Below are 10,509 nucleotides of genomic sequence, written 5' to 3'. Positions count from 1 at the left end.
CATATAACTAGATGTTTTTGCCTAATTATCAACAGTAAATATCTCAAAGCCTTATTTTTTCGTACAGACTAGCTAATTTAGGATGATTGCATTTACGTCCTATAGCCTAGCCACATAAAGGCTTTGAGTTTTCGGAGATGTGTAAGGTGGAGAAGTTTTAGGGTTAGAACCAGACCTGAAAAATTGAAAGTTGTAGATTTTGCCGATGAATTCGGAGCAAACTTACCTAAGTATATTAATAGCAATGCGCTTTTTTGGTCAGGTTAACCAGTAAATTAGAGGTAGGGTGTAAAAAATAAACTAAATCAAAACGATGTCTAACGACAAGCCGCAAGCCGTCTGCGCTTCTCATCTTGCATCTATCGTCGGCGAAGAAAATGCTGTCTGCCTGTGGGAAAATATCGAATTAACTCAGCAAAAACGTATCCAACAGGCTGTAGCTTCTGGGAATTATCCCAGTTGTATCGTCTATCCCCGTACCCAACAACAGCTAGCCGCAGTTATTGCCACCGCTCACAGTCACAACTGGCGGGTACTCCCCTGCGGTAGTGGCAGTAAACTTAGCTGGGGCGGTTTAGCTAAAGGCATTGATGTCGTAGTTAGTACAGAACGTATTAACCAACTGATTGAACACGCTGTTGGCGATTTGACAATCACGGTAGAAGCTGGGATGAAGTTTTCTCATCTCCAAACACTCTTGGCAAACTCGCGGCAATTTCTTGCCATTGACCCCACAGCACCAGAGTCAGCAACCATTGGCGGTATTGTCGCCACAGGTGATACAGGTTCTTTGCGGCAACGTTATGGTAGTGTGCGCGACCAATTACTAGGTATTACCTTTGTGCGTGCTGATGGACAAGTCGCCAAAGCTGGGGGAAGAGTAGTCAAAAATGTGGCCGGATATGATTTGATGAAGTTGTTTACTGGGTCTTATGGCACATTAGGCTTCATTAGTCAACTAACTTTTCGGGTGTATCCGCTACCAGAGGCATCGGGGACGGTGGTACTAACCGGCACGGCGGAGACTGTATCTCAAGCGGCTGATATCCTTCGAGGTTCGGCGTTAACACCAGTCCAGGCGGATTTGTTATCTGCTAAACTGGTATCTAGTTTAGGCTTGGGTCAAGGGCTGGGATTAATCGCCCGCTTTCAAAGTATTAGTGAGAGTGTTAAAGAACAGTCAAACCGAGTTTTGGAAGTTGGGCAAAAGTTAGGTTTAGATGGGGCAATTTTTGCAGATGGTGATGAAACTAATTTATGGCAGAGATTGCAAGAACGAATACATACTGCTGCTACAGAATCGGTAATTACCTGCAAAATAGGAGTGTTACCTACTGCTGCTGTGGAGATTTTGACTCAGGTAGAGTTGGGTTTGATTCATGTTGGTAGTGGTTTAGGTTTGTTACAATTAGAGGATAAAAATCAGGTTTTGAAAGTGCGCGATCGCACTCAAGCTTACAATGGTTTTTTAACAATTCTAGAAGCACCAGTCACAGTTAAAGAACAAATAGATGTTTGGGGTTATACTGGCAACGCTTTGCCGTTGATGCGCCGCATTAAAGAACAATTTGATAATAAGAATATTTTAAGTCCCGGTCGGTTTGTGGGTGGAATTTAGTTTTAACGAACTACCAAGGACGCTAAAGAAGAGGGGAAAATAAATCATTATGCAAGTTTCAGAAAATTCTGTTAATAATACAGCTAGTTTCAAGAATCTGAAGGGGTTTGATCAGAATCAGCCGCCTGAGCCGAAGTTGATTGATAGTTGTGTACATTGTGGGTTTTGTCTCGCAACTTGTCCGAGTTATCGGGTGCTTGGCAAAGAGATGGATTCTCCTAGAGGACGCATCTATTTAATGGATGCAATTAATCAGGGTGAAATTGCCCTGAATACAGCAACAGTAGAACATTTTGATTCTTGTTTGGGATGTCTTGCTTGTGTAAGTACTTGTCCTTCTGGTGTGCAGTATGACAAGTTGATTTCTGCAACTCGTCACCAAGTTGAACGGAATTATCCCCGTAGTTTGCCAGACAAATTGTTTCGTCAACTAATATTTTCTTTGTTTCCCTATCCCAATCTTTTACGATTTTTATTAGTTCCGTTGTTAGTTTATCAAAAGTTAGGGTTTGCTAAATTCTTTCGCGCTACAGGTTTACTCAACAAAATATCGCCCCGTTTGGCAGCAATGGAATCAATTCTGCCAGAAGTTACTCTCAAATCTTTTCAAGATAATTTGCCTACTGTCATCAGCGCTCAAGGTGAAAAGCGTTACCGAGTCGGGGTAATTTTGGGTTGTGTGCAACGGTTGTTTTTCTCTTCAGTCAATGAAGCGACGGTGCGAGTTTTAACGGCGAATGGTTGTGAAGTTGTCATTCCGAAATCTCAAGGTTGTTGTGCGGCGCTTCCCGAACACCAAGGACAAACAGAACAGGCGAAAGCTTTGGCAAGGCAGATGATTGATAGTTTTGCTAATACTGATGTAGATTTTGTAATTATCAACGCTGCTGGTTGTGGTCATACTTTGAAAGAATACGGTCACATTTTAAAAGATGATCCTGAATATTGGGAAAAGGCGAAGGATTTTGCAGCTAAGGTTAAAGATGCTCAAGAGTTTTTGGCAACCGTTGGGTTAACAGCCAAACTTTCACCATTGACTGATAAACCCTTGAATTTGGTTTATCAAGATGCTTGTCATTTATTGCATGGCCAAAAGATTAGCGTACAACCGCGTCAGGTATTGCGGCAAATTCCAGGGGTGAAGTTGACAGAACCAATAGACGCGGCTTTGTGTTGTGGTAGCGCTGGGGTTTACAATATGCTGCAACCGGAAGTGGCTGATGAATTGGGTCAGCAAAAAGTACAGAATTTGTTAAATACTGGTGCTGAGTTAATTGCTTCTGCTAATCCAGGGTGTACTTTGCAAATTACGAAACATTTGCAATTACAAGGTAAGAAGATTTCAGTTATTCACCCGATGGAGTTATTAGATTATTCGATTCGGGGTGAAAAGTTGAAATTGTCATAAATAAGGGTGCGTTAGGCTTTTTTCTAAGCTTATTCTCTATAATCCGTTCCCTTAGTAGTTTACTAGAACTTGTATGTATACCGTAGCCTACGAGGAGAGAGGAATGAATGGAAGTGAAGTTAATTTCCCCATTTCTTAAGACTGTGCGTAGACGTAGCCCGTGGTAGACATCGCATTTACCAATGGGAATCATAACAAACAGATTCACTAGGGTAAATATCTCATGTCTTACCAAAATATCACCGCCTCTCTTTCTCCAGCAGATATCCAAGAAATTAAAGCAGCCTTTGAGATTATTCAAACAAAGTTGCCTTTTCTCGTAACTCTGAGTGTGGAAGAACGACGTAACTTATTTAAGATGGGCGATAAAAATCAGAACTATTTTTTGAAAAAGCCTGTCTAATAATTAAGTTATGCTGCAAAAGTTTCAGGAATGATGATAAGCACAAAGATAGTATATGTATGTTTATTCCTCTTTTTGATGATTGCTTTGTTTAGGCTTATAGATAAGCCGACTGAGGCAAATTCCTTTCAAGCAACTGAACAGCAGACAATCAGAGTTTTATTTATTGGCAACAGCTATACCTATGTCAATGATCTTCCTTGGTTGACACAAGAGTTAGCTGAGTCGGCAAAAGAAACTAGAACGCTGGAAACTGAAATGGTTGTGGTTGGTGGAGCCTCGCTCAAAAGCCATTGGAGACATGGTGAAGCACTCAAGCTGCTGAAAGCTAAACGATGGGACTACGTAGTACTGCAAGAGCAGAGTACCTTACCGATTACTAATCCAAAGGAAATGTACAAGTACGCCAGTCTGTTTGATGCCGAGATTAAGCGAGTTAATTCCCAAACAGTGTTCTACTTGACTTGGGCAAGGCAAAATCAACCAGAAACGCAACAGATATTGACTAATTCATACATGAGAATTGCTAGAGAACTGAAAGCCAAAGTTGCTCCTGTAGGAATTGCTTGGCAAAAAATTCAGGAAGCAAATCTAAAATTGAACCTTTATAGTTCAGATAAAAGCCATCCTAGTCCTATTGGCTCATATGTAGCAGCGTGTGTATTCTATTCAACATTTTATGACGGTAGTCCGGTAGGGTTGAGTCGTCGTATATATAGTAGTCAATTTAGTACTCCACAAGAGGGCACCAGAATTGAGTTGGAAAATTTAAGTGAAACAGATGCTGAAATAATTCAAAAATTGGTTGAGTACATCGTCAGAAAGATATAAGGCAGGAAAAGCGCAACTTGATCCCCCCAACCCCCTTAAAAAGGGGGGCTATGGCTCTATTTCCGCCTTTTTAAGGACTATGCACCTTAACCGAACCGTATTGGTAGCGATGTCTACGACGGGCGTAGCTGCGGCACTGATAGGAGAGGACTTTTACAACAATTATGATTTTACTTTACTCAGTACTCTTCATATAACTTTATGAAGTTAGTATGATCTAGCGTAATTACCACGTTAGTTTTTTTTGGTATGTGGGCAGTATAAATTACCGAAAAAACTAATTTGGCATATAGTGATGTTCAAAACTAAACTATCAGTTTCCCGTGCTGGGGAGAAATTTTATACCTCGACGTTAATGCGTCGCCATATTGGAGCGATCGCGGCTCTAATCTTAATTAGCTTACTGAGTTCATTAAGTGGAACACCAGTTGATCATACCATCTCTAACTGCTGGGAAGGCTTTCTCTGGGGACTAGCAGATCCAGTAATTAGCTTGGATTGTTTAGTTGGTATTGTTGCTATTGGCTTACTCTCATCTGTGTTTGTTCGTGGCGCTGTGATAGCTGGATGTTTTATCTTAGCGTCAGTTTTAGGCATTGTAATTCATACATTCCAGCTAAATTTACCAGGCACAGAAATAGCGTTCGCCATTTCTACAATCGTCTTTGGTACTATGCTAATGATGCCAAATCAACCAAACTTTATAATACTTGCTTTGGTGGGTGTCAGTGCTGGTTTATTTCAGGGTTACGCTGATGCTGAATCTATTATTGGCGCAGGCATAATGCCACTGGTTGCCTATATAGTCGGCATTACTTTAACTTTGTTTGCGGTTGCCATGAGTACCAGAGAAATTGCTGGTGCAATTGGTATGAGAGAAATAAACCAAATTTTACCCTGGAAAATTCGCATTGCTGGCTTCTCTTTCTGTGCGATCGGCATCGTGTTTTTGAGCAATTCGATAATCTAAATAAAATATTTCCGTTTAGCAGAATACAGGCATTTGTAGGGAGTACACAGATGTGCATCCCTACCCTGTGTTCCTTCTAATTGATCTAACTATTGAGTGGAATTTGCGAACACAAAAGCGTCCTCTTTGGAGTGCATGGCATTCTTGAGTAAAGGAAATTAGGACTGGATGATCAATTTTGCTAGCGATCGCGATCGCACAAACAAGATCAATAAAATTAATAGTCCTACTAAGCTATCCAAAATGTCCAAATAATGCTTAAATTTAGGCTGTACTGAAGAATCAAGGGTAAATTTAAGTTCCTCGATTTGAGACATGACACTGAATAAAATGCTTGTCAATAGTGTTTGATGAATTGTCGAGCCAAATGTTAAGCAACAAGGTATAATTGCTGAAACTTAATTAGACTATAAAGTTAGCTTTATTAAAAGTATCCATTTAAACCTTACATTTACTTAAATTACTTCAGCTTTTAAGGATTGTATTGTATAAATTGATGCTAAATTTTTTTAGCTATATCTTGGAGGGGTAACTAATCAATTTAAATTTAAATATGTGGTCAATAATACTGATTAAACATTGCAATAAATTAAGTATTTAAACACAACATTGGGTAGAGGCATTAAAGAACAAAATCATACATAGTATCGGAATGACAGTATTATCTAATGTTTGTAGTGAGATTAATTATTCCAATTGCTAATAGGAATTTTATTAAGATGCTCTCTCAAAAAAAATTAGGGTGGTAAAGAAATGATTTCAGCAGGAATCGAAGTAAAAATAAATCGCTTGGAATCTATTGTTGAGCAAATTGGAGAAGCAGTACTCTCTACAAGTGAGACAATTGAACGTCTAGCCCAAAGATTGGAGACTATCAGCATACAAGTCGAAGCACAGGGACAGCAGGTGCAACAGCAAGGCTATCAAATTGTCGCATTGTGTGATGTTGTGCAGACTCTTGCTGAATCTCAGCATGATTCACTACAAAAACTCAACCAACTGACACAAACTTTAGATCGGTTGATGTCTGTAATTCAAGGATTAGATGAGTAAAGAAGAATTCAGAAGTCAGAATCAAGACGCGACGCTCTCTACGAGAAGCAAGCTACGCTTTTAGCGTCTCGTAGAGAGCGTCTTGAAGACCACCAAATTTTCTTATTTTGTGGGGGTCTTAAACCCATTTATTCAGCGTTCGACTGAGCGCTCACGCCGAAGTCCGCCAGTCGTACAGAATTCATTCTGAATTCTGTTTCGGTAAAATAATTACTAATATTAAACTCTTAACTGAGTTACGGCGATATTGCCAGAAAAACATACATCCACATCGCTACCAGGAGTGCGATCGCGTTTACTATATTCCCCTACATAATAAAAATCATCGCCGTCAATGCGATAGTTGATGGGCAAAGGTTTGGTACAGGGTTGGCAAAACACCACATCAGGATCTGGTTCTCCTGGTTGCAGATGTGGCAAATTTACATTCCAAAAGGTTCCCGATTCTAGGGGACGCTTAAGTAAGTCCGCTAAAACTTCGGTTGTGAATTTGGCGGCTAGATCCCAATCAAAATTCTGCTTGGCTTTGCGATATTGAGAAATGGCAACTCCGGGAATACCGTGCATTGCAGCTTCCCGCACGGCAGCAACTGTGCCAGAAATATACGAATCTACTCCCAAGTTGCCCCCAGCGTTGATACCTGAAAGCACAAATTTGACATTTACTGTGATTTGTGTTATGGCGATTCTCACACAATCAGCAGGAGTGCCGGCGATCGCATATTCAGTTTCAGAACGTCGCTGGACGTTGATGGCACGAGTGGTAGTAACTTGATGTCCACAGCCAGACTGATGATCAACAGGAGCAGCGATAATAGCATTTTTGCCGTTTACAGCTTTGAGCAGGGCTTGGATACCGGGGGCATCAATGCCATCGTCGTTAGTTAAAATTATGGTCATGTATCTATTATATTGATATAGATTTAGCTAAAATCTCAGAAAAATGCAGATATCATCCATCAATAGGTAGAGCAGGAAAAGCTACTTGCAGATATGAAAAAATATGCTTGATTCTGCCAAAAATATTAATAATACGATATGATCTCTAAGTAGTTTGCAAATTCCGCCCTAAATATTTGGGTTAATTCCCCAATGGACGGTGCTTATTGTCACTAGTAAAAGTGTTAGCGTCAGGTTAATACTTGTAGCCATCCTCAAAACAAGTTGGTGTAATCAAAAAATCCATAAATAAATATATATCTGCTGGCAGTAGCAGAAACTTGATACTAGAGAAAACTGGGAATGAGGTGATTTTTACAGTGATTCTGTAGTATTTTTGGTGCAAGTCTGTCTTAGGGTTCATACGATGAAACAGCTCCTCAAACAAGTATTTAGCAGTCAAAAACACCTCCTCCGGCTAATTCTACCTTTGGTGACGGTCATTTTAGCAGCTTCGCTGTTAGCCGCACCTGCTTTTGCCACAGGTGTGTATCAAATACCCAACCTTACAGCCGGGAATAATACCTGGGTTGTCGATCAAGGTGAAGTCATCAGCCGTTTGAATGAAGGTAAGATTAACAGCGCTTTCGAGGATTTGGCAAAGCAAACAGATAAGCAGGTCAGAATTGTTACTGTTCGCCGCCTCGACTACGGTGAAACACCGCAAAGTTTCACCAAAGCGCTGTTTGAAAAATGGTTTCCGACAAAAGCAGCCCAAGCTAATCAAACCTTACTGGTGCTGGATACAATTACCAATGGTACTGCCATTATTACTGGGGATCAAATCAAGCCAATGCTTACTGACTCTATTGCCGAGAGTGTAGCTACTGAAACAGTAAGTGTGCCGTTACGCAATGGTAACAAATATAATCAGGCATTTCTAGATGCAAGCGATCGCCTTGTTGCTGTCCTCTCCGGCAAACCCGATCCAGGCCCACCCAAAATCATTGACAATGTACAGGTAGAAGGCACCTTCAAGAAAGCAGAAGAAACCGATCAAGGTAACGCTATTGCTTGGGTAGTAGGATTGTTAATTGCCGCCACCGTTATTCCAATGGCGACTTACTATATCTATCAGATAAATCAGCCATCATCTAATGGGTAATGGCAGACTTAGGAGTTAGGAGTTAGGAGTTAGGAGTTAGAAATTTCTAACTCCTAACTTTAATCTTGAACATACTCTTGCTCTGTAACTAAAGCCACCTCAGCTCGAACAAATTCTCGACCTAAATAAGCTGCATGATCTAATTGAGTTACAGGAGGGGGCTGAGTTTCTTCAAAAATCTTTACGCAAAGTTCTTTCGCCGTCCTCGCGCTAAAAACTGTCGTGTGAGTTCGTTCTACCTTTCCTCGTGCTGGAATTACCTTTCCCGTTTCTGGATCGACTGCTAAACCGCGATCGTCAATCACATTTGTAAAATGCTTGGCATAGATTAACCCTGCGTCTCGATCCAAGTAAATAATCAAATATCCACCGGGATCAAGGTCAATATGACGCTGTGAAAGTTTATCATCAATTGCGGCTAAATCTTTAACTATTAAATCCATAAGCATTATCAAAAGAAATTTTCTTTCTTGAGGGTTTTTACACTCTACATCAAGTGTAATTCCTATCTTCCTTAGTCTTCTTGATATCTTTCAGATATTTTTGAAGGCAAATAAAAGCTGGTATAGCTAATGTACAACCAGATGGGGTAGTTAGGCTTGTCGTTAACTTGATATCATTTTTTAGTTTCACCTATCCAGATAGCGTCTTTCGACAAACAAACAGAGAAGAATTAGCCCAAACTATAGCACAAGAAAGAGGTTCAACACTCATTCCTGCTTACGACCATCCTGATATAATTGCCGGACAAGGTACAACTGCTTTAGAACTGATCGAAGAAGTTGGCGATCGCTTATTTCCCACTAGATTTAAACTAAGAAAACAGTAAACTAAGGATTTTTGTAAATAATATTTACATTATGTTAATATTATGTCCTTATTGTCTCCTTGTTTAGATGCCGATATTCAGTATGACCACCATAAAGGCCGTTCTCAAGGATTCAGAGCAAATCACTCGGTTGTTTTCTCACCTGGAATTTGATGGAAATAAACTCAATCATCAACCAGGTAGTGTATTGGGGAGTACGGCGCTGATTGCGGGAACCACCGTTGGGGCTGGGATTTTGGCTCTACCAGCGGTTACTCTGCCGTCTGGTATTGTGCCATCCACATCTGGGCTGATTGCTGTTTGGCTTTATGCTTTAGTTTCAGGTTTGTTGGTTGCAGAAGTCACATTAAACACCATGCGTTTAGAGGGGCGTGCGAGTGTAAGTCTGTTGGGAATTATTGAGAAAACCCTTGGTAAACTGGGAGCGCGAATTGCTGGTGGCGCGTATTTATTTATACACTATGCTCTTTTGGTGGCATACATTACCCAAGGTGGAGAAATTTTAATATCTGCGGTGGCAAAAGTCTGGGGTGTGCAGAACCTATTGCCAACCTGGGTGGGTACAACGACTTTCACGGTTTTATTTGGTGGCATTATGTATCTTGGGCGAGAAAAGTTGATTGAGAAATTAAACAGCGCCTTTGTCGGAATTGTCATCGTTTCCTTTTTGGGACTCTTGTTGCTAGCAGGAGGGCAAGTTAAAAGTGCTACATTCTTAATTCAAGATTGGAGTGTCCTTGGTAATGCCGTTTCAGTTATGGGTGTGTCACTGTTTTTCCAAAACGTTGTGCCTGTGGTTGTGACGCAACTCGAAGGAGATGTCTGCAAAATTCGTCAGTCCATCTTTATTGGTTCATTGATTCCCCTAATCATGCTCTTGGCGTGGAATTTCGTAATTTTGGGAAGCGTCAGCCCTGATATGCTACATGACACATCTGTTTTTGACCCATTGCAAATTTTGCGAACGGGTGGTGCGGGGGAATGGTTAGGAGTGCTAGTATTAATTTTCTCAGAGTTTGCGATCGTCACATCATTCATTGGTTTTGTGTACGGATTGCTGGATTTGTTCAAAGATATTTCCCTAATTACAGAGGGCGACTTTTCTAATCGCCTACACCTTTATTCCCTGGTTCTTTTCCCTCCTATGACCCTCGGAACGCTCAATCCCAACATCTTCTTTACTGCCTTAGATTACACAGGAACGCTCAGTGTCTCAGTTTTAGGTGGGATTATTCCGGCGTTAATGAGTTGGAAGCAACGTCAAGAGCAGGAAAATTCAAATAGCGTAAATCAACCACTTGTTCCTGGTGGTAAGGTGACACTTATTGTAATGATTGGAGTGGCATTAGCCCT

General features: G+C 40.8%; 11 protein-coding genes and 1 pseudogene. 9 read left to right on the top strand and 3 right to left on the bottom strand.

Features of this window, described 5'->3' with window-relative positions; genetic code table 11:
* Positions 1-304: 304 nt before the first annotated feature.
* The 5 genes from ACEW80_RS04590 to ACEW80_RS04570 all read left to right on the top strand — a co-directional run bounded on the left by ACEW80_RS04590 (position 305) and on the right by ACEW80_RS04570 (position 5,230).
* Positions 305-1,618, top strand: a complete 1,314-nt coding sequence (locus ACEW80_RS04590) for an FAD-binding oxidoreductase (RefSeq protein WP_373525454.1) — start codon at positions 305-307, stop codon at positions 1,616-1,618.
* Positions 1,619-1,667: 49 nt separating this feature from the next.
* Positions 1,668-3,026 (top strand): (Fe-S)-binding protein, encoded by a 1,359-nt coding sequence (locus ACEW80_RS04585; protein ID WP_373525453.1) that lies wholly within the window; start codon positions 1,668-1,670, stop codon positions 3,024-3,026.
* Between the two features lie 223 nt (positions 3,027-3,249).
* Complete coding sequence (locus ACEW80_RS04580; protein WP_373525455.1) at positions 3,250-3,429, top strand: hypothetical protein; 180 nt, start codon at positions 3,250-3,252, stop codon at positions 3,427-3,429.
* A 30-nt stretch (positions 3,430-3,459) separates the two neighbouring features.
* Positions 3,460-4,260, top strand: a complete 801-nt coding sequence (locus ACEW80_RS04575; RefSeq protein ID WP_373525452.1) for an SGNH/GDSL hydrolase family protein — start codon at positions 3,460-3,462, stop codon at positions 4,258-4,260.
* 295 nt (positions 4,261-4,555) lie between these two features.
* A complete protein-coding gene (locus tag ACEW80_RS04570) occupies positions 4,556-5,230 on the top strand; it encodes a HupE/UreJ family protein (RefSeq protein ID WP_373525451.1) in 675 nt (224 codons plus the stop codon).
* Positions 5,231-5,388: 158 nt separating this feature from the next.
* Here ACEW80_RS04570 and ACEW80_RS04565 read toward each other — a convergent pair whose 3' ends face one another.
* Entirely contained in the window at positions 5,389-5,547 is a 159-nt protein-coding gene (locus tag ACEW80_RS04565) for a hypothetical protein (RefSeq protein ID WP_373525450.1), read from the bottom strand.
* Between the two features lie 436 nt (positions 5,548-5,983).
* Between ACEW80_RS04565 and ACEW80_RS04560 the strand changes: the two genes are divergently transcribed.
* Positions 5,984-6,283, top strand: coding sequence for a hypothetical protein (locus ACEW80_RS04560; RefSeq protein ID WP_373525449.1), 300 nt, complete (start codon positions 5,984-5,986; stop codon positions 6,281-6,283).
* 219 nt (positions 6,284-6,502) lie between these two features.
* Here the strand turns inward: ACEW80_RS04560 and surE are convergent, their stop codons facing one another.
* Entirely contained in the window at positions 6,503-7,183 is a 681-nt protein-coding gene (gene surE, locus ACEW80_RS04555; RefSeq protein ID WP_373525448.1) for a 5'/3'-nucleotidase SurE, read from the bottom strand.
* Between the two features lie 406 nt (positions 7,184-7,589).
* Between surE and psb32 the strand changes: the two genes are divergently transcribed.
* On the top strand, positions 7,590-8,327 hold the full coding sequence (psb32, locus tag ACEW80_RS04550; RefSeq protein WP_373525447.1) for a photosystem II repair protein Psb32: 738 nt from the start codon (positions 7,590-7,592) through the stop codon (positions 8,325-8,327).
* Positions 8,328-8,386: 59 nt separating this feature from the next.
* Here psb32 and ACEW80_RS04545 read toward each other — a convergent pair whose 3' ends face one another.
* Complete coding sequence (locus ACEW80_RS04545; RefSeq protein WP_373525446.1) at positions 8,387-8,770, bottom strand: DUF4346 domain-containing protein; 384 nt, start codon at positions 8,768-8,770, stop codon at positions 8,387-8,389.
* 209 nt (positions 8,771-8,979) lie between these two features.
* Here ACEW80_RS04545 and ACEW80_RS04540 point away from each other — a divergent pair.
* Positions 8,980-9,117: pseudogene (locus ACEW80_RS04540) on the top strand (pyridoxal-5'-phosphate-dependent protein); the annotation flags it as partial.
* A 121-nt stretch (positions 9,118-9,238) separates the two neighbouring features.
* On the top strand, positions 9,239-10,509 hold a 1,271-nt coding region (locus ACEW80_RS04535; protein WP_373525445.1), incomplete at its 3' end, for an amino acid permease.

Source organism: Nostoc sp. (genome assembly GCF_041747015.1).
In the GTDB taxonomy this organism is placed as follows: Bacteria; Cyanobacteriota; Cyanobacteriia; order Cyanobacteriales; family Nostocaceae; genus Nostoc.
The sequence above is the reverse complement of the archived record's forward strand: the minus strand, read 5'-3'. Positions and strand labels throughout refer to the sequence as shown.

What these genes read in the sequence shown, in the direction of transcription:
- ACEW80_RS04585 (WP_373525453.1), top strand. Translation starts at nt 1,668, where the DNA reads ATGCAAGTTTCAGAAAATTCTGTTAATAATACAGCTAGTTTCAAGAAT.
- ACEW80_RS04580 (WP_373525455.1), top strand. Translation starts at nt 3,250, where the DNA reads ATGTCTTACCAAAATATCACCGCCTCTCTTTCTCCAGCAGATATCCAA.
- ACEW80_RS04575 (WP_373525452.1), top strand. Translation starts at nt 3,460, where the DNA reads ATGATGATAAGCACAAAGATAGTATATGTATGTTTATTCCTCTTTTTG.
- ACEW80_RS04570 (WP_373525451.1), top strand. Translation starts at nt 4,556, where the DNA reads ATGTTCAAAACTAAACTATCAGTTTCCCGTGCTGGGGAGAAATTTTAT.
- ACEW80_RS04565 (WP_373525450.1), bottom strand. Translation starts at nt 5,547, where the DNA reads ATGTCTCAAATCGAGGAACTTAAATTTACCCTTGATTCTTCAGTACAG.
- ACEW80_RS04560 (WP_373525449.1), top strand. Translation starts at nt 5,984, where the DNA reads ATGATTTCAGCAGGAATCGAAGTAAAAATAAATCGCTTGGAATCTATT.
- surE (WP_373525448.1), bottom strand. Translation starts at nt 7,183, where the DNA reads ATGACCATAATTTTAACTAACGACGATGGCATTGATGCCCCCGGTATC.
- psb32 (WP_373525447.1), top strand. Translation starts at nt 7,590, where the DNA reads ATGAAACAGCTCCTCAAACAAGTATTTAGCAGTCAAAAACACCTCCTC.
- ACEW80_RS04545 (WP_373525446.1), bottom strand. Translation starts at nt 8,770, where the DNA reads ATGGATTTAATAGTTAAAGATTTAGCCGCAATTGATGATAAACTTTCA.